The organism is Streptomyces gilvosporeus (assembly GCF_002082195.1).
In the GTDB taxonomy this organism is placed as follows: Bacteria; Actinomycetota; Actinomycetes; order Streptomycetales; family Streptomycetaceae; genus Streptomyces; species Streptomyces gilvosporeus.
In genome coordinates this window covers 8,109,452-8,132,827 of sequence record NZ_CP020569.1, presented here as the reverse complement: position 1 = coordinate 8,132,827, position 23,376 = coordinate 8,109,452, and the positions used below count along the sequence as shown (strand labels likewise).

The following is a 23,376-nucleotide window of genomic DNA, read 5'->3' as shown; positions in this document are numbered from 1 at the left end:
GGTGTCGTCAGCGCTTGTTGTGACGGGGTGTCAGGAAGCCCTCGTCGCGGGCGCCGGCGATCAGTCGGAGCGATCTGCGGCGGTTGCGTCCGGTGGCGTGCATGACGGCCAGCACCGGGTCCTGGCCGTTTTGCTGGGCCGCCCGGTAGACGTCGGCGGCCAGTTTGCGGCGCTCGCTGGTGCGTGAGCGGGTCAGGGTGCCGGGCGGGGCGGAGGCGGCGGGTGTGCCGTGGCCGTGGACTTCGTCGGACCCGGTGTCCGCGGCGGGTTCCTCGGGTGCGGTGGGCCCGTCGGGTCCGGGGTTCTTCGGGGCGCGGTCGTGGGTGGCGGCCGCGGGGACGGCGAGCGGGGCGGCCGTACGGTCCTCGCCCCCGGGGGCGTCGGGCGCGCCGCGCAGCAGGCGGTCGCCGGGGACGGCGGGTTCCTCCGGGGCCGCGGCCTCGGGTTCGGGTTCGGGCGCGTCCGGCTCGTCCGGCTCGTCCGTCGGCGCGGCCTGCGTATCGGGCCCGGGTGTCCGCTCCTTGCGCGGCCGTCCGGTGGCCAGCCGGCAGGCGTCGTCCAGCGGGCCGTCGATCCAGCGCGTCAGGGTGGCGAGCCCGTCGAGCGTCAACGGCGGGTCGGCGCGCAGGTCCTCGACGGTGAGTCCGTCGTCGGACACGGCCACCAGGACGTCGATGCGGGCGCCGTCGGCGAAGTTCAGCCGGGCGCTGAACCACGGATCCAGCGGGTCGAGCCGGGGCGGCAGGGGCTCCAGCCCGAGGGGGCCCTCCGGATCGTCGGGGGCGTACGGCTCGGAAGCGGGCGCGGCCGAGCCGCAGGCCTGGAGCTCCCAGGCGGGCCATTCAGCGGCCGCGTCCTGGGCTTTATATCGGCTCTTAACGGTATAAAAGTCACTTCCCGACACAGGGGAAAACGTAGCTCCCTGTCCATCGGCCCCCGTGGCGCGGCACGCTCATCGCACCGCGAGCAACCCCGATAGCGCACTCCCGCCACGGGCCCGCCGGTGCGATCCTGGGGGTACTCCGCGGAAGGGGCCACCCGTGCTTCGAGTCGCAGTCATCGGATCGGGACCGAGCGGTGTCTACACCGCACAATCCCTGGTCGAACAGGAGGCCGTGCCGGACGTCGAGGTCTACGTCCTGGACCGGTTGCCATGCCCGTACGGCCTGGTCCGTTACGGCGTCGCGCCGGACCACGAGAAGATCAAGTCGCTCCAGGGCAATCTGCGCACGGTGCTGGAGCATCCTCGGGTGCACTTCCTGGGGAATGTGGAGGTGGGCACCCCGGGGCTGGGGGCAGCGGAGCTGCGCGAGATCTTCCATGCGGTGGTGTTCTGTGTGGGCGCCGCCACCGACCGTCACCTCGGCATTCCGGGTGAGGACCTCCCCGGCAGCCGTTCCGCGACCGAGTTCGTCGCCTGGTACAGCGCGCATCCCGACGCGGCGGCCGCTCACTTCGCCCTGGAGGCCCGGTCCGCCGTCGTGATCGGGGTGGGGAATGTGGCCGTCGACGTGGCCCGGATCCTGGCCCGCGGCGCCGCGGAGCTCGCCGGTACCGATATGCCCCAGGGGGCGCTCGGCGCGCTGGCCGACAGCCGCGTCGAGGACGTGTGGATGGTGGGCCGGCGCGGGCCCTCGCAGGCGAAGTTCACCACCAAGGAGCTGCGGGAGCTGGGGTCCCTGCCGGGCACGGAGGTGCTGGTCCGGCCCGAGGAGCTGGCGCTGGATCCCGCGTATGCGGATCCGGGCGGGTTGCCGGCGGTGGCGCGGCGCAATATCGAGGTGCTGCGCGGCTGGGCGGAGCGCCCGGTGGCCAAGGGGTCGGCGGGGACGGCGCCGCTGCGGCGGATCCATCTGCGGTTCTTCCTGCGGCCGGTCGAGATGACCGGGGACGCCGCCTCGGGGGTGCGTGCGGTCCGGTTCGAGCGGACGGCGCCGGACGGGCGCGGCGGGGTGACGGGGACCGGTGAATACGAGGACATCGCGGCGCAGTTGGTGCTGCGGTCGGTCGGCTACCGGGGGACGCCGCAGGCGGGGCTGCCGTTCGACGAGGCACACGGGACGGTGCCGCACCGGGCCGGGCGGGTGCTGCGGGATGGGGACGTCTTCCCCGGTGTGTATGTGGCGGGCTGGATCAAGCGCGGGCCCAGCGGGGTGATCGGCACCAACCGGCCGTGCGCGAAGGAGACCGCGGCCTCGCTGCTGGAGGACGCGGCCACGTTGGCGCGGCGTGAGACGGCGGACGATCCGGTGGCCGCGCTGCGCGAGGCGGGGCAGTCGCCGGTGCCGTGGTCGGGGTGGCTGGCCATCGAGTCCGCGGAGGCGGAGTGGGGGCGCCGGCTGGGTCGCGGGACGGTCAAACTGCCGGACTGGGAGCGGTTGTTGGAGGCGGCGCACGTGGTGGGGTGAGCGCCGCTCGGCCGTCGCCGGGCCGTCGCTCAGCCGTCGCCGAGGCGCCGGGCCTGGAGGTCCGCGGCGTGCAGGACGTCGTCGAGCAGGCCAGGGAAGAGCGCATCCAGGTCGGCCCGGCGCAGCGCGTTCATCTTGGCGGTGCCGCGGTAGATCTGCCGGATGACGCCGTGCTCGCGCAGCACCCGGAAGTGGTGCGTACAGGTCGACTTGCTCACCGGGAGTGCGACGTCGGCGCAGTTGAGCTCCCCGTCCGCCGCGGCGATGGCGCGGACGATCCGCAGCCGCACGGGGTCGGCGAGGGCGTGCAGCACCTCGGCGAGCCGGATGTCGTCGCGGTCCGGGTGGTCCAGGGAGCGGGAGCCGGAGGGGGTGGCGGGCGTCATGGCGGTCCTGGGGGGGTGCGCGGTCGGTGGGCTCGCCGGGTCGGTCCGGCCGTCTCATTGTACGAGAACCATCGTAGTTTGACATCTGCCGTACTACGACGGCTATCGTACGAACGTCCGCGAGCCCCCGTGCTCGCACAACCGCCGCTACCGACCCGGAGATTGCCGTGAGCACGCTCTTCCAGCCCATCACCCTGCGGTCCCTGACCATCGCCAACCGGCTCTGGATGGCACCGATGTGCCAGTACTCCGCGGCGGCCACCGGGCCCGACGCGGGCGTCGCGACCGACTGGCACTTCGCCCACTACGCGGCCCGGGCGGCCGGCGGCACCGGCCTGATCCTGGCCGAGGCCACGGCCGTCGCCCCGGAGGGCCGGATCAGCCCGTACGACCTGGGCCTGTGGAACGACCGCCAGGCGGCGGCGCTGCGCCGGATCACCGGTTTCCTCAAGGAGCAGGGCACCGTCCCCGGAATCCAGCTGGCCCACGCCGGGCGCAAGGCGTCCACCGACGCCACCTGGCACGGCGGCGGTCCGCTGACCTCCGACGAGGGCGGCTGGAGCCCCGTCGCGCCGAGCCCGCTGCCGTTCGACGAGGGGCACCCGGCCCCCGACGAGCTGAGCGTGGCGCGGATACACGAGATCGTGGAGCAGTTCGCGAGCGCCGCACGGCGGGCACTGGACGCCGGTTTCCAGGTGGTCGAGGTGCACGGTGCGCACGGCTATCTGATCGGCCAGTTCCTCTCGCCGCACACCAACCACCGCACCGATGCGTACGGCGGCTCGTACGAGAACCGGACCCGCTTCGCCCTGGAGATCGTGGATGCGGTGCGCACCGTGTGGCCCGAGGAACTGCCGGTGCTCTTCCGTATCTCGGCGACCGACTGGCTGAGCGAGAACGAGGACGACGAGCGCGAGGGCTGGACCGCCGACGACACGGTGCGCTTCGCCGCCGACCTGCTGGCGCACGGGGTGGATCTGCTGGACACCTCCACGGGCGGCCTGGCGCCGCGGGCACGGATCGCGACCGGCCCGGGCTATCAGGTGCCGTTCGCCGAGCGGGTCAAGCGGGAGACCGGGCTGCCGGTCGGCGCCGTCGGGCTGATCACCGAGGCGCGGCAGGCGGAGAAGATCGTCGCGGACGGTCAGGCGGATGTGGTGTTGCTCGGCCGCGAACTGCTGCGCAACCCGTCCTTCGTCCGCCATGCCGCCCGCGAGCTGGGCGCCGAGGTGGCCACCCCGCAGCAGTACCACCGGGCCGTCTGACCTGTGCCGATACGCTCCGGAACGCCGTTGTCAGAGGTCGGGTGCACACTGACGACTACCTGGGACAACGGCGTTTCGGAGGTGCATCGGCATGACGGACGTACTCCTTGCGGTCGGTACCCGCAAGGGCCTCTTCCTCGCGCGGCGGCGGCGCGGCGAGTGGGATGTGCAGGGCCCGCATTTCGCCGCGCAGGCGGTCTACTCCCTGGGGATCGACACCCGAGGCCCCAGACCCCGGCTGCTGGCCGGCGCCGACAGCGCCCATTGGGGCCCGTCGGTGTTCCACTCCGACGACCTCGGCGAGACCTGGCAGGAGCCCTCCCGCCCGGCGGTCAAGTACCCGCGGTACACCGGGACTTCGCTGGAGCGGGTGTGGCAGCTGCATCCGGCCGGCCCCGCGGCTCCCGACGTGGTCTACGCGGGAACGGAGCCCGGCGGGCTGTTCCGCTCCGAGGACCGCGGCGAGACCTTCGAGCTCGTGCGGCCGCTGTGGGAACACCCGAGCCGGGAGAAGTGGGTGCCCGGCGGCGGCGGACTCGCCGTCCATACGGTGATCACCGACCCGCGCGACGCCGATGCGGTCACCGTCGCGGTCTCCACCGCCGGGGTCTTCCGCACCCTGGACGGCGGCGCCAGCTGGACGCCCTCGAACCACGGCGTCAAGGCGGTCTTCCTGCCGGACCAGCATCCGGAATTCGGCCAGTGCGTCCACAAGATCGCGCAGGACCCGGTGGACCGCGACCGGCTCTATCTGCAAAACCACTGGGGCGTCTACCGCAGCGTCGACGCGGGCGCCACCTGGACGGACATCGGCGACGGCCTGCCCTCGGACTTCGGCTTCGCGGTGGCCGCGCATCCGCGCCGGGGCGACACCGCCTACTTCTTCCCCATCACCGCCGATATCGACCGGGTGCCCGCCGACCACCGCTGCCGGGTCTTCCGCACCACCGACGCCGGCGGCAGCTGGGAGGCGCTGAGCCGGGGGCTGCCCGAGGAGGACCACTACGGCACGGTGCTGCGCGATGCCCTGACCGTCGACGACGCCGACCCCGCAGGCGTCTACTTCGGCAACCGCAACGGCGAGCTGTACGCGAGCGCGGACGACGGCGACAGCTGGCGGCAGCTCGCCTCCCATCTGCCGGATGTGCTCTGTGTACGGGCGGCCGCCGTGGGGTGAGCACATCGGGCGGGCGCGGGCGAGCCGGGGCCAAGGGTTGGGCCGGAAAGGGAAGGGAGGCTGCCGTGGGCCAGTAGGGTGATCGCGTGGCTGCACGACCTCTTCATGACATCGTCGAACCGGGCTGGGCCAAGGCACTTGAGCCCGTCGCCGGACAGATCGCCGCGATGGGCGACTTCTTGCGGGCGGAGATCGCCGCGGGACGCACCTATCTCCCGGCCGGACACCATGTGCTGCGCGCCTTCCAGCAGCCCTTCGACGGGGTGCGGGTGCTGATCGTCGGACAGGACCCCTACCCCACACCGGGGCATGCGGTCGGGCTGAGCTTCTCCGTTGCTCCGGAGGTCCGCCCGCTGCCGGGGAGCCTGGAGAACATCTTCCGCGAGCTGCACTCCGACCTCGGGCTGCCGCGGCCGTCCAACGGCGACCTCACGCCCTGGACCGAGCAGGGCGTGCTGTTGCTGAACAGAGCCCTGACCACGGCGCCCCGCAAACCCGCCGCGCACCGCGGCAAGGGCTGGGAGGCGATCACCGAACAGGCCATCCGCGCGCTGGTGGAGCGCGGCGGCCCGCTGGTGGCGGTGCTGTGGGGGCGCGATGCGCGCAATCTGCGGCCGCTGCTCGGCAGTCTGCCCGCCGTCGAATCGGCGCACCCCTCCCCCATGTCCGCGGACCGTGGCTTCTTCGGCTCGCGGCCCTTCAGCCGGGTGAACGATCTTCTGGCGCAGCAGGGGGCGCAGCCCGTGGACTGGAGGCTGCCGTGATACCGGGCGATAGTGTGCCGCCATGACGGAACGGAACATCCCTGCGGGCTGGTACGCCGACCCGCAGGGCGCCCCCCGGCGCCTGCGCTGGTGGGACGGCTTCCGGTGGACCGAGCACACCCACCCGGAGAACCAGGCGCAGGCCCCGGCCCCGCCGTCGGCCCCGGTACCGACCCGGGGCCGGCCGATGCCCCACCAGTACGCGCCCGAGCAGTACGCGCCGCAGCAGGCCGGCGCGGCACCGGCCGGGCCCGGCGGCGGGACCCTGTTCACCGAGCCGGTGCTGGTGGTCAGCCAGCGGGCCAGGCTCATCGAGGTCGCCAACGAGTACGGCGTCTTCGACCAGCACGGCGCCCCCCTCGGCACGGTCGTCCAGGTCGGCCGGAGCACCATGAGGAAAGCGCCGCGGGCCCTCTCCGGCCCGGATCCGTACCCGACCCACACCCTGGAGATCCGCGACGCCCACGGGCAACCGCAGCTGGTGCTGACCCGCCCCGCGCGGCCGATCAGGTCCAAGGTGCTGGTGGAGCGGCCGGACGGGCGGCCGGTCGGCGAGCTCGTGCAGCAGAACGCCATCGGGAAGATCAACTTCTCGATGACGGCCGCCGGACGGCAGATCGGCGCCATCAAGGCGGAGAACTGGCGCGCCTGGAACTTCGCGATCGTCGACCACACCGACACCGAGGTCGCCCGGATCACCAAGACCTGGGACGGACCGGCCAAGGCGATGTTCACCACCGCGGACAACTACGTGCTCCAGATCCACCGGCCGCTTCCCGACCCGCTGCTGAACCTGGTGGTCGCCACGGCGCTGACCGTCGACACCGCCCTCAAACAGGACGCCCGCGGCCTTGGCTGACCGGGCCGGCCGCGGCGCGTTCGTCCTGGGTGCCGACTCGGGCGGCTCCGGGCTGCGCATCGCCCTCTCCCGCGCCGCCGACGGCACCCCGTCCCGGCCGCCGGCCACCCGTACCTCCTCCGAGCCGGTCCGCACCGCCCCCGCCGGGATCGACGCGGCCCATCTGCTGTCCCAACTCCTGCCCGCAGCACGGGAGTTGCTGCGCGAGGCGGAAGCGGACGGGCTCGCCGCCGTCTGTATCGGGGCCGCGGGCATGGCCTCCCTGGGGGACGAACTGCGCGCCGTCCTGCCCGGGGCGCTGGCGGAGGCGTTCGGCGCCTGCCATCTGGCGCTGGCGGCCGATGCGGTCACCGCGTACGCCGGTGCGCTGGGCCAGCGGCCGGGCGCCGTGGTCGCCGCGGGCACCGGACTGATCGCCCTGGGGACGGACCTGACGGCGGCGGGCGGCTGGCGCCGCGCCGACGGCTGGGGCCATCTGCTGGGCGACTGCGGCAGCGGCGCCTGGATCGGCCGCGCCGGGCTGGAGGCCGCGCTGCGCGCCCACGACGGCCGCCCGGGAGGCTCGCCCGCCCTTCTGGCGCGCGCCGAGGCGGAGTTCGGACCGGCCGCCGGTCTGCCGGGTGCGCTCTATCCGCGGTCCGACCGCCCCGCCGTCCTGGCCTCCTTCGCCCCGCAGGTGGCCGGCTGCGCGGCCGACGGCGACCCGGTGGCGACGGGCATCCTCCACGACGCCGCGCGCCATATCGCCGATGCCGCGGCCGCGGTGTGCCCGCCCGGTGGCCGACCCGGCTGCCGGCCCGTGGTGGCGCTCACCGGCGGGCTGCTGCGGACGGGCGAGCCGCTGCTGGGCCCGTTGCGTACGGCGCTCGCCGAGCGACTTCCGTACGCCGTCCAGGAGACGGCCGCCGGCAGCGCACTGGACGGCGCACTGACCATCGCCGGGGCGCTGGCCGCAGGCCGTCTGATCCTGCCCGTCGATGACAGGTTGTTGCAGATCACACGCCCTGTGGGGTGATCCCACCGCCGTGACGCGCGGGATAAATAGGGACGGAAACCTCGTCGGTGCGCCCTCCCTCGGCGCGGGGGTGGTCCGAGGCGTTAGCATGCGTCGCCATGAGTTCCCCCACTGGGCCCGCACCTGGCTCGCCCTCTTTCGACGCCGATTCCCCGAGCCCGGGAGCCGCACCCGGCCTGCCCGTACGGATGCCCCGGCGACAGTCCGGCCGCCACCGCAAGCCGGAGCCGCTCGCGGCACCCGAGGGCGCACCCGCCCTGGTGCTGGCCGTACCCGGCGCCCCCTCCCCCGCCTCCCGCAGCCTGGCGGAGGAGGTCTCCAGCATCGCCCGCTCCGAGCTGCCCGGGCTCGACGCCCGGATCGGCTACGTCGACGGCGACGATGCGGAGTTCCCGTCGCTGGAGGCCGTGCTGGCCCAGGCCGGCGCCGAGCAGAAGGAGCGGATCGGGCACGACGGCCCGGCCGACCAGCCCGCCGCGGTGGTCGTCCCGCTGCTGGCCGGTCCGGACAGCGCGCTGCTGCGTCGGATACGCCAGGCGATCATGAACAGCGGTTCCGGCGCCGATCTGACCGATGTCCTGGGCCCGCATCCGCTGCTGGCCGAGGCCCTGCACGTCCGGCTGTCCGAGGCCGGTCTGGCGCGCGCCGACCGTGCCCGGCTGTTCACCGTCGCCACCGCGGCGGACGGCATCATCCTGGCCACCGTGGGCGGCGAGGAGGCCGTACAGGCCGCCGGGATCACCGGCATGCTGCTCTCGGCGCGGCTGGCCGTGCCGGTGCTGGCCGCCGGGCTCGACGAGGAGGGCGCCATCGCCCGCACGGCCGAGCAGCTGCGCGGCTCCGGTTCGCAGCAGCTGGCGCTGGCCCCGTACCTGATCGGTCCCGAGCTCGCCGACGGCCTGCTGGGGGCGGCCGCGGCGGAGGCGCAGTGCGCGGCGGCGGAGACGCTCGGCGCGTACGGCGCGGTGGGCCGGCTGGTGCTCTCGAACTACGCGGCGGCGGTGGGCATCACCCTTCAGCAGGGGGCGCCGGTCGCCCGCTAGGGCCTGTCCGATGGGTCAGGGTCGGAAAGGCCGCGGCGTCTGGTGCGGTGCATCGCAAGGCGCCGGAGCGGCCTGATAGCGGAGCTATTGGGACGTTTCGGCAACGCCGCGTGGGGGCACCCCCAGCGTTAGCTGGGGGAGTGCCGTGCCAGACGCCGCGGGCCCGGCCACGACCCATCGGACAGGCCCTAGGACCGTCGGCAGACCGGTGAGGGCCGCTTCGCGCAGTGCGCGGGCGGCCCTTCGGTGCGTCCGGGGCGAGGCGTGCGGCACGAAGGGCACAGGCGCCCGCCAGAGGCGCGGGGACGGCGCCGGGCGCGGTGTCGGTGGCGGGGCGTCGCAAAGCTCCCTAGGGCCCCGGCCAGGGGCTTTGACGCGCGGCTGCGCGGGCCGCGGTGCCGGGACGGGAATCGGTCTACGTTGGGAGGCGGTGAACGCACCCCCTCCGTACCCGGCCGCAGATCAAGGCGGCGCCCCGCAGTCCGGCGAGAGGAAGGCCATGTCGAACGCCGATGTCGTCCGCGCCTGTTTCGCGAGCTATCTCGCCCAGGACCGCGCGGCCATGGACCGGCTGCTCGCCGAGGACTTCGTCTTCACCAGTCCGCTGGACGACCACATCGACAAGGCCGCGTTCTTCGAGCGCTGCTTCCCCACGGCGCACCGGCTGCGCTCCCAGGAGATCCTCGACGTCGTGCCCGCCGGGGAGGACCAGGTCTTCGTCCGGTACGCGTACGAGCTCCAGACCGGCGAGCGGCATCGCAATGTCGAGGTGATGACGGTCCGGGACGGCCGGATCACCGAGACCCAGGTGTATTTCGGCGGGCAGTTCCCCCGGGGCTGAGGACACGTCAGACGAAGACGACGCAGGAGGCCGCCGGGGCGGCCACCGATCCCGACCGGGCGGGGATGCCCGTCTCCGGGTCGAGGGTGAACCATGTGACGTCGCCGGAGCGCTCGTTGGCGGCGTAGAGGTGCCGGCCACCGGGGTGCAGCGCCACATCGCGGGGCCAGTGGCCGCCGCAGGGGACGGTCGTACGGAGGACGGCGGTGTCCCCGGACAGGTCGAGGGCCAGCACCGAGATGCTGTCGTGGCCGCGGTTGGCGGCCCAGGCGAAGCGGCCGTCCGGGGAGACGACCAGTGCGGACGGGGCGGAGCCCGGGGCGGTCCCCTCCGGGAGCAGCGGGGTCTCCCCCAGCGGCGTCAGGGCGCCGCGGTCGGCGTCCCAGCGGCAGAGGGTGATCGTCGGGTCGAGTTCGTTGATGACGTAGGCGCGGTCGCCCCGGGGGTGGAAGGCGAGATGGCGCGGTCCGCTGCCGGGGCGCAGCGCCACCTCGTCCCGCACGGTCAGCGTCCCGGCGGCGTCGGCGTGGTCGGCGTGGGCTCCGGTGAGGGCACACACCCGTACGGAGTCGGTGCCGAGGTCCACGCTGAGCAGCCAGCGGCCGCTGGGGTCGGGCTGAACGGCGTGCGCATGCGGGCCTTCCTGGCGGTCGGCGTGGGGGCCGCTGCCCTGGTGGGACAGCACGGTGGCAGGTCCGTCCAGGGTGCCGTCGGCCCGTACGGGGAGGGAACTGACGCTTCCGGAGCTGTAGTTGGCGGTGATCAGACGGCCGTCGGCCAGGGTGAGGTGGGTGGGGTCGGCGCCGCCCACCGGTACGGCGGGGCCGTGCGGTGCGGGGCCGTGCGGGGTGAGGGCGAAGGCCGCCGCGGCGCCGTCGGGCAGCTCGCTGACCGCGTAGAGGAACCGTCCGTCGGGGCTCGGCGCCAGGTAGGAGGGGTTGGGCACGGCGTCGGTGGAGTGCCGCGGGGTGAGCGCGCCGGTGTCCGGGTCCACGGCCGCCGTGGTGATCCCGAGGCCGCCCGCCGTCGTGAAGGAGCCGATGTAGGCGTACCGGCCGCTGTCCGTCGTCCCCATGGGTCCCGCCCTTCGTCCGCCTGCCGCGCTGCGCCTGCCCGTTGGAGGCAGGGGCGACGCTAACAGGCGCGGGCGGGCCAGCCCGGCAGATGGCCGATATCCGCCGGGGCTCGGGCGTGGCCCCTGGACGGGTGCGGCGCGACGGGGTCGGCGCCGCGCGGGGCCCCGCACCACTGGATCCGAAAGCTCAGGCGCCCATCGGTGTGCGGTCGGACCGGCCCAGAGGGATCGCGAGGGCGAGCAGGGCCTGCTCCACCGCGTGCAGATGGGCCAGTACGGGTCCGCCCTCGGCGGTGTGCACCGCCGTGTCGGCATCGGCCGGGCGGCGGCGCCCGTCCATCGGGGCGTCGGTGAGGGCCTCGACGGCCGCTTCGACGCGCCAGCACGCCGCGACGAGGCGGGCGTCGTGCGAGGCATCCGGGTCGGCGGCCACGGACGCGAGCCCGCGCACCTCGCGCGCGGAGTCGTCCAGAAGCGCGAGCACCTGCCGGGCCCGCCGCTTGCGCGCCCGCAGGGGGCTGAGCGGATGCACCAGCGGGACCAGTGAGAGGCGTACGCGACCGAGGATCGCCTCCAGTTCGGCGACACGCGGCGCCGGATCGGCAGCCGCATCTCCCGCGAGTCGGGCGGCGGACTCCGCGGTGCAGGCGTGCACGCACCGCACGGCCCGCTCGACCCACTCGTCGGTGACGGAGTGCGTGGTCACCGGCAGCACGAGGAGCACCGCGAGCACCGCACCCAGGGCGCCGACAGCCGTCTCGCTCACCCGCAGGGCGAGCAGCGCCGGATCGAGCACGCCGAGCAGCCCGTACAGCATGCTCGCCATCACCGTCACGGCCAGCATCATCCAGGTGTAGGACACGGCGGCGGTGTAGAAGATCCCGAAGACGCAGAGGGCGACGATCACGGCGGCCGCGACCGGCTCATCGTGCAGGGGCACGGCGATGGCGAAGCCGAGCACCACCCCGAGCACGGTTCCCAGGAACCGCCGGAACCCACGGATGAGCGTCTCGCCCCGGGAGGTGGTGTTCACGAACACCCACCACGCGGCACCCACGGCCCAGTACCACCGCTGGTCGGACAGCACCTGCCCCATGGCGAGGGCGAAGGCGGCCCCCACGGTCGCCTGCACGGCCTGCCGCGTCGTGATGCGCGCGAGCCCCCTCCCCCCGGTCGGCGCGACCACCGCGGCGGGCGCCGGCAACCGCCGCTCGTAACACCACGCCCCGAACCGCACCACCGACGACGTCACGAGCGAGAGCAGCACCGCGGCGTACAACTCGGGGAGCTGACGGGGAACGGTGTGCAGGAACTGGGCCGCGAAAAAGGTCATGAAGGCGAACACGCCGAGCGAGTGCCCGCGCGGGCCCCACCGCCGCGCGTACACCCCCGCCCCCACGACGGCGAGGAACGCCAGGTCACGCGCCACCGGCACATCGTGCAGCAGGGCCGCGAGCGCGAGCACCGGAAGGCCGACGACCGGCAGCAGCAAGGTCGTCACGGCCTGCCCGCGCACCGTCGGATCGGCCACCGTGAACAGGGCGAGCAACGCGGCCAGACCACCGGTGATCGCGGCGACGAGCGAATGCCCGGCCGCCCCGCACAACGCCACGGCAAGCCCGACCCCGACCACGGCTCGCATAGCGAACCGCAGTCGCATACGCCCCGGATCCGGCGCCACGAACGCCCTCTTCAGCAAGTTGCCCCGCCCCTTCCCGCACACAGGTGCACCGCGACATGAAAAAGGCGCCGCGGAGACCCGCAGCGCCATCGACGCCTCCATCTCAGCACCTGGACGGCCGACGGCTCAACAGAGGCCGGAAACACTGAGCCAATGGTCCAGTCGCGGACGATCCGAGGCTGCCACCGAAGGACCAATGGACCACTCGCCGACGCGGCAGCCACAAGGCGGCATCCGCAGCCCTGCGCCGCCGGACAGTCGCCGGACAGTCGCCGGAGGCCACCCATACCCCACGCCATCGAATACCGGAAAGCCTCCGACCCCTCTGACGGCATTGGCGGCATTAGCAGCATTAACCGCATGAGCCCGCCCTATTTCGAATTCCACCGAACACCTACGGCAAAACGATTCTTCTCAATTTCGCACATGAGTACATTCATGTGTTATATGCATTCAGGCCGCAGAGCCACTCCGACCTCGCTATGCTCTCTGTCGCGCAGCGAGTTGGGGCGATTACCACACGTCGCCACTGGCTGTCGCGATGCCGCCGACCGCATGAGGACTCGGGCGTCCTGGGACCCAGCCCATGTGTGCGGAACGCCGCCTGGAATGCACTGCGGCCAAGCAATTGGTGAACGTGACTCCACGGTCGTCGCTCTCGTTCCGGCGGCCTTCCCCTGGTGCCCATATACGCCATGTATGTCGCCCTATCCATCTCCTTAGTGCTTTGAGGATGCCGATGGTTCGTGCTGGTTCGTCACCCGGAGGGTCGGGGCCTGCCTCCACCCCAATATGGCTGTTGCCGCCCGTACTGCTGGCGGCGTGTACGGCCGTGGCCGTGTCGCTGTCGCCTTCGACGGCCCGTTCCCTGGTCGTCTGGATAGGCGTCGTCGCGACGGCCGCTGTGGCCGTCGCGGCCTGGCAGGCAGCCTGCCGGGGACGCGCGCTCGACGAACTGCGCCGCGAGTACGCCGACAGGGAGGCGGTCCTGCACCGGCATCTGTCCGTGCAGGAAGCCGAAACGGTGCGGATGGCCAAGAAGACGCTGCCCGCGGCCATCGCCCAGCTGCAGTCGGGCAGCACGACCGAAGAAGTGCTGCACACCGTCGGCCAAGTGTCCCGCGTCAGCCCCGAGTTCGAAGCCGCGCACAAGGCGGTACTGCGCTCCGTCCTGGAAGCCGTCGAGGCCGAGGAGGGCCTTCGCGACTCCGCCCAGCGCGCCTTCGTCAACATCGCTCGGCGTGTCCAGGCCATCGTCCACCAACAGGCCCAGGAACTACGGGAACTGGAGGACAAACACGGTCAGGACCCGGACGTCTTCGGCGACTTGCTGCGCGTCGACCACCGGACCGCACTGGTCGGCCGGCTGGCGGACAGCATCGCCGTACTCGGCGGGGCCCGGCCGGGGCGCCAGTGGCAGCAGACCATCCCGCTGTTCAATGTGCTCCGCGGCGCCATGTCCCGGATCACCGACTACCAGCGCGTCGATCTGCACTCCGTGGCCGAGGTGGGCATCCTCGGACGCGGCGTCGAGCCGCTGATCCACGCCCTGGCCGAGCTGCTGGACAACGCCACCCGGTATTCGCCGCCCCAGACACGGGTCCATCTGACCGCCACCGAGATTCAGGCCGGTGTGGCGATCGAGATGGAGGACGCCGGGATCGGCCTGACCGATGAAGCCCGCATCCGCGCCGAGCAGGCGCTGAGGGAGGGTTCCCCCACCGGAATCGACCTCGACGACCTGGGTGAGTCACCCCGACTCGGCCTCGCCGTGGTCGGTCGGCTGGCCCGTACGAACAAGTTCCAGGTCTCCTTCCGGGCCTCCGCGTACGGCGGTGTACGCGTCGTCCTGATCGTCCCGCCGGAAATGATCACCGCGACTCCGGTGCCCGGCGGAGCCATGGCCAAGGCCGCCACCCTGCCGCCGCCCAGGCGCCGCGGCGGGCCGCTGCGACCGGAAGCCGCGGCGCAGGAGCCGGTGTCCGTCGCCCCTTCGCGCACCGCCAACGGGCTCCCGCAACGCAGGCGCCGTACCCGCGCCGTGCTTCCGCCCATGCGGCAGAAGCCCGCAGCCACCACCACTGAATCCACCACCTCGGTCTCAGCCGCTCCACCCCCACAGGCCGGGATGTGGCTGGCCGCCTTCCAGGAGGGCGTCTCCGGCGAGTCCCGAGCCGAGTCGCCGGAACAGCGTCCCGCCGGCCTGAGCGACAAAGAGTCCGAGCATTACTGAGTCATTAGGTAAGGATGAGTAAGTAAGTGGTGACACAGCAGCGGCTCAACATCGACTGGATGCTTGAGGGTCTGGCGTCCAGCGTTCCGCACACCCGTGACGTCGTGGTGCTGTCCTCGGACGGTTTGTGTATGGCTCAGTACGGTACGGACGAGGACACCGCGGATCGCCTCGCCGCCGCCTGTGCCGGACTGCAGAGCCTGTCGGCGGCCATCGCCACGGAATTTCCGCACGGCGACGGGCGGATGAAGCTCGTCGTCATCGAGGTCAACGGCGGCTTCTTCTACTTGATGGCGGCTGGCGCCGGGGCGTATCTGGCGGTGCTGGCCGACGGCGACGTGGACGCCGGGCTCATGGGACAGGGGATGCGGGACCTGGTCGCCCGGATCGGTCAGCACCTCACCAGCCCGCCGCGGGCCGACCGGCAGGCCCCATGAGCGACCCGGAACAGGACATCCGCCGGAGTTGGGAAGAAGGCGGCCCCGAGCGCCTCTACATCCTGACGTCCGGGCGGAGCGTGCCCTCTGATCCAGCTCCCCTGGACATGGTCACGCTGATCGTGACACGGAACGGGCCCGGCTCGCGGATGCCGCCCGAACAGGCCGGCATTCTCCGGATATGTGACTACCCGCTGTCGATCGCCGAGATCTCCGCATACCTCCACCTGCCGGTCAGCCTGGTCACGGTACTGCTCGCGGATCTGCTGGAGGGCGGCCATGTCGAAGCCCGGGCACCGATTCCTGCCGCGTCGTTGCCCGATGTCGAACTTTTGGAGGCGGTGATGCATGGACTGCAAAATCTCTGAGCCCGTCGTCGGTCCACGGAGCGAGGACTATCTGCCGGCCTCGGTCTCCACCGCGGTCAAGGTAGTGATCGTCGGTGGCTTCGGGGTGGGCAAGACCACCCTGGTCGGATCGGTCAGCGAGATCCGTCCGCTGACCACCGAGGAGACCATGACGCAGGCCGGCGTCGGGGTGGACGACGTCGCCGGAGTCGAGCGCAAGACCGAGACCACCGTGGCGATGGACTTCGGCCGCATCAGTCTCAGCGACGAACTGGTGCTGTACCTCTTCGGCACCCCGGGCCAGCAGCGCTTCTGGTTCCTGTGGAACGGCCTCTTCGAAGGCGCGCTGGGGGCGGTGGTCCTCATCGACTCCCGCCGCCTGGACGACAGCTTCGATGTGATCGGCCGACTCGAGGAACGCGGCCTCCCTTTCGTCGTCGCCATCAACGCCTTCCCGGACGCCCCTTCGTACCCCATGTCAGAACTCCGCGCGGCCATGGATCTCCCCGACGACGTACCCATGGTCGACTGCGACGCCCGCAACCGCGCCTCCAGCCGCGACGCCCTGCTGACCCTCATGCGCTATCTGTACACCCTCACCACCACAACCCCGGAGCAGCCCCGGTGACTTCGTCTTCCACGAACCAGCCCAGCACCACTTCCGCATCTGGCCCGCCTCCGGAATGTCCCGCTCATGCCCGATACGTGGACACCGACGGACTGGCGCGGCTCTTCGGGCCCGAGGCGGTCAACGATGCACCTGGCTTCTACGAACGACTGCGCGCCGAGCACGGGCCCGTGGCGCCCGTCCTGGTGGACGGTGACCTGCCGGCCTGGCTGGTCCTCGGCTATCGGGAGAGTCTCGAAGTGCTGCGTACGCCCTCCCGCTTCAGCCACGACTCGCGCAATTGGCATTGCTTCAAGGAAAACAAGGTCGCAGCGGACTCATCGCTGCTGCCGGCCATCGCCTGGCAGCCCCTCTGCCTCTTCATGGACGGCAAAGAGCATGAGAGGCTGCGCACCGCGCTCACCGACAGCATGGCGCGATTCGACCGCCGAGGGATCCGCCGCTGCGTCACCCGAGCCGCCAATCAGCTGATCGATGACTTCGCCGGTGATGGACACGCTGACCTCGTCAGCCAGTTCGCGGAGCAACTGCCCTTGCGCGTGGCGACGCAGCTCCTCGGAATGCCCGAAGAGTCCGGCCCGAGGTTGGTCGAGGCCACCCGAGACCTGCTCAAGGGCACGGAGACCGCTTTCAAGAGCAACGAGTACCTCGTGGAGGCTCTGGAGCAGCTCGTTGCCGACAAACGAGCAGCCCCCGGCCACGATTTCACCTCGTGGCTGATGGCTCACTCAGCCAACCTCACGGACGAGGAAGTCCTGCAGCATCTTCGGCTCGTCGCTATCGCAGCGAACGAGAACACCACCAATTTGACGGCGAATACCTTGCGCATGGTGCTCACCGATCCCCGTTTCCGTGCATCACTCACGGGTGGCAGCATGACCCTGCCCGACGCACTGGAACAAATGCTGTGGGACGAGCCGCCGACCGCGGTGTTGCCCGCCAGGTGGGCCACCGACGACACGGAACTCGCCGGTCAGTCCATCAAGGCCGGGGACATGCTCCTCCTCGGTCTGACCTCCGGAAACGCCGATCCCGTCATCCGGCCCGATCTCTCGGTACCCATGCACGGCAACCGCTCCCACCTCGCCTTCGGCGGCGGTCCGCACGAGTGCCCCGGACAGGACATCGGTCGGGCCATCGTCGACACGGGAATCGACGTCCTGCTGTTGCGGTTGCCCGATATCGATCTGGCGGTTCCCGAGAGCGACCTGAAGTGGGTGTCCCATTGGATCGCCCGCCATCTGACGGCACTTCCCGTGAAGTTCACGCCAAGCCACCCTGAGGGTCCCGCGGTGTCTTCCAGCACAGCGGACGAGGAACAGAGCGATTACCCCCTCCCAGCCTCCGTCGATCGAGGTCCGAACGGCACAGATGAGACTTCTGCGCCGGCCTCGGCAGCCGTCGCGCCGGGCCGGCTCTTGTCTTTGTGGGGCTCGTTGAAGAGGTGGCTGCGAGGACGATAACCGTAGGTCGAGGCACTGACGCACAGCGTCAGTGCCTCGGCGCATGTCCCTTGACGCTTCATCCGAAGCATCCCTGCCGGTAACCGGCCGGCTTGTCGGCATAGCGCTCGGCTCGCAGGTGATAGTCGTAATTTCCCCGCATCGCGTCTCCGTAGGCATCCGCGATGGCAATCGCCGCAGCACGTGTCGCCTCGCTCACCTTGCCTACGAGCTGCGCTTCCACGTCACGCCTGGCCCGGAGGTAGGTGTCCACGCAATCGTTGGCCATCGTCACGGTGTGTTGAACAGCCTCCGCCATGTCGATGCCGTATTGGCGAGCCAATACAAAGGCCATGTTGAAGTACCAGGTTCGGGGGTCTTCGATGTGAGTCGAATAGACATCGTTGACCAGACCCATGTGATCGGATGCCGCACGCCGCATGACAATCCAGGCAGGCAGGTTACGCACTGGGGCAGGGAGGTCCAGGCCGGCCGCGTACTCGCACAAAGCCATCGGGATGAGGTTTCCTCCGACGTCGCTGTGCATGGATGCGCGGTAGTCGGCAAAGGTGGGGTGTTGGCCGCTGGCGACGTAGGCGGCGTGGGCGTACGGTGCCCACAGCCAACGCCGAGTGGCATTGGTGAACTCGGCCAGCCAGCCGGGCGACCGGCCTTCTGTCACGTGAGCCCACATGTCGGCGAGACCACGGGCCAGCGTGGTCGTTGCCTTCTGCCCGTCCAGCACGGCCATCAGAGGTTGGAGCACCTCTGCCGCCGCGCGGGGATCTGTGCTCACTGGCGGGTTGTCGATCACGTCGTCGATGAGGAAGGACCAGCCGAGCCAGCGGCACAGTCCCTCGAAGCGAAAGGCATCGGCCGTGGGGTGGTAAAGAGCCATGCACAGTACGCTCTCGGCAGCCCGCATGCGCTGCCGCTCGGCGGCACCCGAGCAGAGTTGATGCTTGTCGATCCACTCCCACATGGCTGCATCTGCACCGTTCCGATGAGGATTCGGATCATGCAGCGGGATCGGCATCTTCAGGCCGTGTACGTCACCAGGGCTCATGGACATGCAGGTATGCCCTCTTCTCTCGTGAGGCACTTGGTAGCCGTACCGCGGGAATGGGGCACGGCGACGTCGGACTTGGCCTAGCTGGATCGAACGGAAGGGGCTGTGCTGAGTGCGCGTAAGGCATGAATGCTGGACAGCGCCGGATAGTTGAAGGGAATAGGACGCGGCCCCACTTGGTCTGCGGGTGACACATAACTTCCGTCATGCCGCTGTTGGTCGAGCAAGTAGTCGAGAGCCGTCTTCGGCGGGCGGACGTAATGCGCAACGGCGCACACCGCATGAGCCGTGGACAGGATGTCGCTGCTGTCCCCCAGAAACTGGCCCCAGCCGCCGTCGGGGTTCTGACTCATCTCCAACGCTCGGATGGTCCGACCGGCGCAGTCGGCGTATGCGCCGTGACCGGTCAGGGAGAGGGCATGAAGGACGCGCTCGGAGACGCTGTTTCGCCCGATGGTCCATGTTGCAGGGAAGGTCCCGTCCTGGCATTGCTGGCCAACCAGCCATTCGGCGGCGGAGCGCAGGGTTGCCGGGAGGCTGAGCGGGGCGAGGGCGATGATGGCTCCGGCGGTCATGTCGGCTTCGAGCTCGTGATGGGACACATAGGTCGGGAATCCGCCGGACGGGCTGGCCATGCCCCGCAGATACCGCCTACCGCGGTTCAGCGCATCTCGGTAACGGTCCGGGGCCAGGGCGTGGAGAGCCTCCATGCAGCGAGCGGTGTCATCCACATCGCTTTGCGTCGTGGCAGCGGTGTATCCCCACCCCCCGTCGGCGAGTTGACAGTCGGCAAGAAAGTCGCCGCAACGAGCGAGTCGCGTGCGGTCGTAGCCCGAGCACATCAGTGCGCTGACCGCGAGTGCGGTGACGAACACTTCTTGTCCGGAGATGAAGGGCATCCCCCCGTCGTGATTTCGGATCCTCTCCAGTGCCTCGACTCCGGTGCCCGTCACAGCATCCAATGGGTCAACGGTATGCAGTGCATGAAGGGCCAGGAGGTGGGCCAGGGCATTGCCTTGCCAGACTTCGCCGGCGCGGGCGGTTCGCAGCCGGCGGCGGATGCCCCTGGCCGACGACCTCCGGGGACTACGGGTTGTGAGAATGTCTGCTGCGCACAAGGCCAAGGAGGTCCAGGCGGCTTGTTTCCGGGGATGTGGTGGCGCGTCGGAAACAGTGCGGGGTGGAGCACCCAGTGCTACGAGGATCGCTGCCAAAACCCGCCGCTTTCGAGAACCCGCAGGATGGTGGAAGGCATCGAGAAGCTCTTGCGCGGTGTCGACCGGCACTCGGTGGAACGCCGAGTCACGTGCAATGCGATCCAGCGGAGTAGTAGGGCGGATCCGGTACAAGTAGGCGGCAAGTTCTCGTTGAGCGCGCTCATGCGTCTTCCGCATACGCAGGAGCCGGAGGTAGAGGGCAGATTCCAGGACACGGCTGTCACATATGTCTCGGAACGCGCCGTCGGGCTCAATGCGAGCGGTGAGGTAGTCACGGGTGCGATTGGCCGCCGCGCTGATGAGGTTGTACGGGGCATAGGTACTCATGGCATCAACACCGGCTTCCACTGGGTCCGTCCAGGTCGGTGGCTCTGGCATCTCATCCCGCGGACTCTTGTCAGGGAGATGAAGAGGTCGGCGCCGAGGCCGAACTCGGCCACCGCTCCTACCCTCACGTTCTGTTCAGCAGGAGAAACTGTCAGTTGGGTGAGACGCGCGCGACCGTCAATGGCCCATCGGCACCTGGGACGAGACACATGGGACAGCGATCACCGTGTGGCTGTCGAAAACGCCGTCGCCCCAGTTCCGCTCTTGGGGAGTGGCCAGCGTGTGCGCTGAAACAAGCGCTTGCGGGAGAGCCGGGAAACGGTCGGCTGATAGCGGGAACCAGCTGGACCTGAACCCCGGTGATCCTCAAAGACCGCGAGGGGCCTCACAGGAAGGAGGCGGACGGTGCTGGTCACGAGGTGGTACGCCCGGCATGTGCGGTGAAGTTGCAAGTGATGACACGGAAGTGCTCCTCAGGGACGTGGTGAGCATCTGACGGATTTGCCCGTGTGTATCAGCTGCAGGTTCCAGCCACTTCGTTCATCGGAACAAGAATTACCGCAACGTGGCCCGGGTGTACAGGGGACCTGTGAGGCATCACCTCCTTACGTCGCGTCCCCTTGCCTGCCTGATGTGCATCCCGGTGTCCAGAGGGACAGGGGCGGTCCCACGGGACTCGGAGCCGCCCGCAACCCGAACATCAAAGGCGTCGTGGAAGTCCGCAGCGCCCTCGACGGGTCGATCAACGGACCGCCGACCGCCGGCATTCGAGGCCCTGCCGCCGTCAGCAGTCGCAGCAGCTGCAGCAGTCACAGCAATCGCAGGAGCCACCATCACAACCGTTACAGCAATCGCAGCAGTCACATCCGTCACAGCAGTCGCAGCAATCGATCCACGCGTCGCGCTTCTTGCGTGACCACGGGCCCTCGTAGTCCGTGCAGCAGACCTGGCAGGTGCAGCACAGTCCGATGGCGACCGCGCAGCCGGCGAGGAAGCCGCGGGGCTGCTTCGGCGGGTGCGGGAAGTGTGGTGCGCCGCCCTCGCCGCCGCCGAAGCCGCCGTGGCCGCCACCGGGTCCGCCGGGCGGCACCGGGCCCCCGGCGTACGGGTTCTGCGGGCCGTTCAGCTGCGGGCCGTTCAGCTGCTGCCCCTGGACGTAGGGGCCGGCCGGCCGGCCGTACTGCGAGGGCTGGCCGTAAGGGGGCTGGCCGCCGCTCGGCTGGCCGTATCCCGGCTGGCCGTATTCCGGCGCCCCGTGTCCCTGGTGGGCGCAGGTGGTCGTGCCGAAGGCGCGGTCCACGGACCGTCGCAGTTCGTGGACCAGCAGGACGTGCACCAGCTTGGGGTCGGCGAACTCCGCCTCGCGCAGCGCGAGGCGGATGCCGTGCACGGCGTCGTCGCAGAGTCGGCGGGCCTCCTCGGTGGTGGCGCCGGTGGCGGTGAGCGGGTTCCAGGCGCCCTCGGCGGCGTCGGAGGCCCGGTCCTCCACGGCGTCGAGAAGGTGGGCCAGCCGCCCGAAGAGCCGGCCCGCCTCGGCCAGCGGTGCGGTGTTGCCCGGTCGGCCCGCGAGCACGGCGGTGTGGGCGAAGGCGGCGGCGGTGGCGGTCTCGGTCGGTTCGGTGATGACCGTGAGCGGGGTGCCGGGCCCGGCGAGGTCCTCGATGCCCACCTGGCGGTCGACGGCATCCACCAGGACGGCGGTGTCGAAGCCGAGCGTGGCCCCGGTGCGCGCGCCGGCCCTGTCCCAGCCCGCGGCGACCTTGCGCGCGGCGGCGGCCACCGGGCGGCGGCGCAGCAGCCCGTTGCGGTCGGCGACATGGTCGCGGATCTTCGCCGAGGCCAGGACGAGGGAGACCGAGGCGGCCAGCCGGGCGCCCTCCCCCTTCGCCACGGAAGCGGTGCGCATACCGCGCAGCGGACAGGGCCCGGCGGTACGGCGCGCGGCCTCGGCCTTGCCGGTCTGAGCGTCCGTCAGCACGGAAACGATCAGTCCGTCGTAGTTCGTGACGACCCGGGCGAACTGCCCGTGATCCGCCCGCAGCGCGAGGCAGAGCCCGCACAGATGGGCCATCCACTCCGCCTTGAGCCCCTCGGAGAGGCGATGCGAGCAGGGCCTGACGATTCCGAACATCTGGTGAACCCCCGTGAGACGACGTCGGCATGGATACCGGCAACGGCCGCGGATGAGCCGGCGGCGCCGGAAAATCTACCCGGCGCGCCACTGACCTGGACACACGCCCCTTGGCGCAGATCTGACACGACGGACATGTCGGCAGATGGCCACTTGGCGGGCCGTTGGTACAGTCCCGGGAGCCGCCGTCCGCCGACCGTAAGGAAACCGTCCGGCCATGCCCGTCGACGCCCTGGACGCCAAGATCCTCCGGCTGCTGCTGGACCAGCCGCGCACCAGCGTGCGGGAGTACGCCCGGGTGCTCGGGGTGGCCCGCGGCACGGTACAGGCGCGGATCGACCGGCTGGAGCGGGACGGTGTGATCACGGCGTACGGCCCCCGGTTGTCGGCCGCGGCGCTGGGCCACCCGCTGCTCGCCTTTGTGCACATCGAGGTGACGCAGGGGCATCTGGAGGAGGTGGCCGACGCGCTGGCGGAGGTGCCGCAGATCATCGAGGCGTTCTCGACGACCGGGGGCGGGGATCTGCTGACCCGGGTGGTGGCCCGGGACGCGGCACATCTGGAGGATGTGATCCAGCGGCTGATCAGCCTGCCGGGCGTGGTCCGTACCCGTACGGAGATGGCGCTGCGGGAGCGGGTGGCGCACCGGATGCTGCCGTTGGTCGAGACGGTCGGCGGGACGGACACGAGCGCGGGAACGAGCTCGGGAGCAAGCGCAGGATCGGGCGCGGGGAAGGCCCGTTGAGCCGCGCGGTGCGCGGGACGGCGGCAGCGGCGGCGGAGAACCGCGCCCGCCCGAAGACCTCATGGTGAAAGCCCTCTTGGTGAAAGTCCCCTTGATGAGACGCAGGTCTCAAACGGGCGGAGCAACCCACCGCCCGTAGATCCGGTCTGTCCCCCCAGAACCGGGAACACATTTGGTCACGCCGCGACTACCTAAGGCTGATCAATTATCAAATTTCGATAGAACCCGGTCGAAAAGCAAACTTCTGGCTTTACATGCCCATGCCAGGTCGCGCAGGGTGTGCGCG

21 protein-coding genes are annotated in these 23,376 nt (G+C 70.8%); 14 read left to right on the top strand and 7 right to left on the bottom strand.

Annotated elements, in window-relative coordinates:
* Nucleotides 1–7: 7 nt before the first annotated feature.
* Nucleotides 8–904 (bottom strand): DUF6214 family protein, encoded by an 897-nt coding sequence (locus tag B1H19_RS35910; protein ID WP_083109044.1) that lies wholly within the window; start codon nt 902–904, stop codon nt 8–10.
* Nucleotides 905–1,040: 136 nt separating this feature from the next.
* On the opposite strand from B1H19_RS35910, the gene B1H19_RS35905 reads away from it, so the two are divergent.
* Nucleotides 1,041–2,408 carry an FAD-dependent oxidoreductase gene (locus B1H19_RS35905; RefSeq protein ID WP_083109043.1) on the top strand — a complete coding sequence of 456 codons (1,368 nt, stop codon included), beginning with the start codon at nt 1,041–1,043 and terminating at the stop codon, nt 2,406–2,408.
* Nucleotides 2,409–2,437: 29 nt separating this feature from the next.
* Here B1H19_RS35905 and B1H19_RS35900 read toward each other — a convergent pair whose 3' ends face one another.
* Nucleotides 2,438–2,794, bottom strand: coding sequence for an ArsR/SmtB family transcription factor (locus tag B1H19_RS35900; RefSeq protein WP_083109042.1), 357 nt, complete (start codon nt 2,792–2,794; stop codon nt 2,438–2,440).
* A gap of 167 nt (nt 2,795–2,961) precedes the next feature.
* On the opposite strand from B1H19_RS35900, the gene B1H19_RS35895 reads away from it, so the two are divergent.
* The 7 genes from B1H19_RS35895 (at nt 2,962) to B1H19_RS35865 (ending at nt 9,758) form a co-directional block, all read left to right on the top strand.
* Nucleotides 2,962–4,059 carry an NADH:flavin oxidoreductase/NADH oxidase gene (locus tag B1H19_RS35895; protein WP_083109041.1) on the top strand — a complete coding sequence of 366 codons (1,098 nt, stop codon included), beginning with the start codon at nt 2,962–2,964 and terminating at the stop codon, nt 4,057–4,059.
* A gap of 91 nt (nt 4,060–4,150) precedes the next feature.
* Entirely contained in the window at nt 4,151–5,236 is a 1,086-nt protein-coding gene (locus B1H19_RS35890) for a WD40/YVTN/BNR-like repeat-containing protein (protein WP_083109040.1), read from the top strand.
* Between the two features lie 86 nt (nt 5,237–5,322).
* On the top strand, nt 5,323–6,000 hold the full coding sequence (locus B1H19_RS35885; RefSeq protein WP_083109039.1) for a uracil-DNA glycosylase: 678 nt from the start codon (nt 5,323–5,325) through the stop codon (nt 5,998–6,000).
* 22 nt (nt 6,001–6,022) lie between these two features.
* A complete protein-coding gene (locus B1H19_RS35880) occupies nt 6,023–6,859 on the top strand; it encodes an LURP-one-related family protein (protein WP_083109038.1) in 837 nt (278 codons plus the stop codon).
* The gene (locus tag B1H19_RS35875) at nt 6,852–7,874 is read left to right on the top strand and encodes an N-acetylglucosamine kinase (protein ID WP_083109037.1); all 1,023 of its coding nucleotides are present in this window, start codon (nt 6,852–6,854) and stop codon (nt 7,872–7,874) included. The genes B1H19_RS35880 and B1H19_RS35875 overlap by 8 nt, the downstream gene beginning before the upstream one ends.
* A gap of 98 nt (nt 7,875–7,972) precedes the next feature.
* Nucleotides 7,973–8,917: a sirohydrochlorin chelatase gene (locus B1H19_RS35870; RefSeq protein WP_418361495.1), complete on the top strand. Its 945-nt coding sequence runs from the start codon at nt 7,973–7,975 to the stop codon at nt 8,915–8,917.
* Between the two features lie 499 nt (nt 8,918–9,416).
* Entirely contained in the window at nt 9,417–9,758 is a 342-nt protein-coding gene (locus B1H19_RS35865; RefSeq protein WP_083109035.1) for a nuclear transport factor 2 family protein, read from the top strand.
* Between the two features lie 7 nt (nt 9,759–9,765).
* Here the strand turns inward: B1H19_RS35865 and B1H19_RS35860 are convergent, their stop codons facing one another.
* Together B1H19_RS35860 and B1H19_RS35855 are read right to left on the bottom strand one after the other, a co-directional pair.
* On the bottom strand, nt 9,766–10,833 hold the full coding sequence (locus B1H19_RS35860) for a lactonase family protein (RefSeq protein ID WP_083109034.1): 1,068 nt from the start codon (nt 10,831–10,833) through the stop codon (nt 9,766–9,768).
* 187 nt (nt 10,834–11,020) lie between these two features.
* Nucleotides 11,021–12,532 (bottom strand): FUSC family protein, encoded by a 1,512-nt coding sequence (locus B1H19_RS35855; RefSeq protein ID WP_083109033.1) that lies wholly within the window; start codon nt 12,530–12,532, stop codon nt 11,021–11,023.
* A 721-nt stretch (nt 12,533–13,253) separates the two neighbouring features.
* On the opposite strand from B1H19_RS35855, the gene B1H19_RS35850 reads away from it, so the two are divergent.
* The 5 genes from B1H19_RS35850 (at nt 13,254) to B1H19_RS35830 (ending at nt 17,622) form a co-directional block, all read left to right on the top strand.
* Nucleotides 13,254–14,747, top strand: a complete 1,494-nt coding sequence (locus B1H19_RS35850; RefSeq protein ID WP_083109032.1) for an ATP-binding protein — start codon at nt 13,254–13,256, stop codon at nt 14,745–14,747.
* A 59-nt stretch (nt 14,748–14,806) separates the two neighbouring features.
* Nucleotides 14,807–15,184 carry a roadblock/LC7 domain-containing protein gene (locus tag B1H19_RS35845; protein WP_083110081.1) on the top strand — a complete coding sequence of 126 codons (378 nt, stop codon included), beginning with the start codon at nt 14,807–14,809 and terminating at the stop codon, nt 15,182–15,184.
* Nucleotides 15,181–15,552, top strand: a complete 372-nt coding sequence (locus B1H19_RS35840; RefSeq protein WP_083109031.1) for a DUF742 domain-containing protein — start codon at nt 15,181–15,183, stop codon at nt 15,550–15,552. The genes B1H19_RS35845 and B1H19_RS35840 overlap by 4 nt, the downstream gene beginning before the upstream one ends.
* Complete coding sequence (locus B1H19_RS35835) at nt 15,533–16,159, top strand: GTP-binding protein (protein WP_083109030.1); 627 nt, start codon at nt 15,533–15,535, stop codon at nt 16,157–16,159. The genes B1H19_RS35840 and B1H19_RS35835 overlap by 20 nt, the downstream gene beginning before the upstream one ends.
* A gap of 77 nt (nt 16,160–16,236) precedes the next feature.
* The gene (locus tag B1H19_RS35830; RefSeq protein WP_237289708.1) at nt 16,237–17,622 is read left to right on the top strand and encodes a cytochrome P450; all 1,386 of its coding nucleotides are present in this window, start codon (nt 16,237–16,239) and stop codon (nt 17,620–17,622) included.
* Nucleotides 17,623–17,680: 58 nt separating this feature from the next.
* Here the strand turns inward: B1H19_RS35830 and B1H19_RS35825 are convergent, their stop codons facing one another.
* From B1H19_RS35825 to B1H19_RS35815, 3 genes are all read right to left on the bottom strand, one after another.
* Nucleotides 17,681–18,673 carry a terpene synthase family protein gene (locus tag B1H19_RS35825; RefSeq protein WP_159028224.1) on the bottom strand — a complete coding sequence of 331 codons (993 nt, stop codon included), beginning with the start codon at nt 18,671–18,673 and terminating at the stop codon, nt 17,681–17,683.
* 77 nt (nt 18,674–18,750) lie between these two features.
* Entirely contained in the window at nt 18,751–20,214 is a 1,464-nt protein-coding gene (locus B1H19_RS35820) for a prenyltransferase/squalene oxidase repeat-containing protein (protein WP_159028223.1), read from the bottom strand.
* Between the two features lie 784 nt (nt 20,215–20,998).
* Nucleotides 20,999–22,345: a DUF5685 family protein gene (locus tag B1H19_RS35815; protein WP_083109027.1), complete on the bottom strand. Its 1,347-nt coding sequence runs from the start codon at nt 22,343–22,345 to the stop codon at nt 20,999–21,001.
* Nucleotides 22,346–22,562: 217 nt separating this feature from the next.
* On the opposite strand from B1H19_RS35815, the gene B1H19_RS35810 reads away from it, so the two are divergent.
* Entirely contained in the window at nt 22,563–23,090 is a 528-nt protein-coding gene (locus tag B1H19_RS35810) for an Lrp/AsnC family transcriptional regulator (protein WP_083109026.1), read from the top strand.
* The last annotated feature ends 286 nt before the right edge of the window (nt 23,091–23,376 follow it).

Coding starts and splice junctions, on each gene's coding strand:
- B1H19_RS35900 (WP_083109042.1), bottom strand. CDS start 2,794: ATGACGCCCGCCACCCCCTCCGGCTCCCGCTCCCTGGACCACCCGGAC.
- B1H19_RS35860 (WP_083109034.1), bottom strand. CDS start 10,833: ATGGGGACGACGGACAGCGGCCGGTACGCCTACATCGGCTCCTTCACG.
- B1H19_RS35810 (WP_083109026.1), top strand. CDS start 22,563: ATGCCCGTCGACGCCCTGGACGCCAAGATCCTCCGGCTGCTGCTGGAC.
- B1H19_RS35845 (WP_083110081.1), top strand. CDS start 14,807: ATGCTTGAGGGTCTGGCGTCCAGCGTTCCGCACACCCGTGACGTCGTG.
- B1H19_RS35840 (WP_083109031.1), top strand. CDS start 15,181: ATGAGCGACCCGGAACAGGACATCCGCCGGAGTTGGGAAGAAGGCGGC.
- B1H19_RS35820 (WP_159028223.1), bottom strand. CDS start 20,214: ATGAGTACCTATGCCCCGTACAACCTCATCAGCGCGGCGGCCAATCGC.
- B1H19_RS35890 (WP_083109040.1), top strand. CDS start 4,151: ATGACGGACGTACTCCTTGCGGTCGGTACCCGCAAGGGCCTCTTCCTC.
- B1H19_RS35880 (WP_083109038.1), top strand. CDS start 6,023: ATGACGGAACGGAACATCCCTGCGGGCTGGTACGCCGACCCGCAGGGC.
- B1H19_RS35815 (WP_083109027.1), bottom strand. CDS start 22,345: ATGTTCGGAATCGTCAGGCCCTGCTCGCATCGCCTCTCCGAGGGGCTC.
- B1H19_RS35870 (WP_418361495.1), top strand. CDS start 7,973: ATGAGTTCCCCCACTGGGCCCGCACCTGGCTCGCCCTCTTTCGACGCC.
- B1H19_RS35865 (WP_083109035.1), top strand. CDS start 9,417: ATGTCGAACGCCGATGTCGTCCGCGCCTGTTTCGCGAGCTATCTCGCC.
- B1H19_RS35825 (WP_159028224.1), bottom strand. CDS start 18,673: ATGTCCATGAGCCCTGGTGACGTACACGGCCTGAAGATGCCGATCCCG.
- B1H19_RS35850 (WP_083109032.1), top strand. CDS start 13,254: ATGGTTCGTGCTGGTTCGTCACCCGGAGGGTCGGGGCCTGCCTCCACC.
- B1H19_RS35835 (WP_083109030.1), top strand. CDS start 15,533: ATGGACTGCAAAATCTCTGAGCCCGTCGTCGGTCCACGGAGCGAGGAC.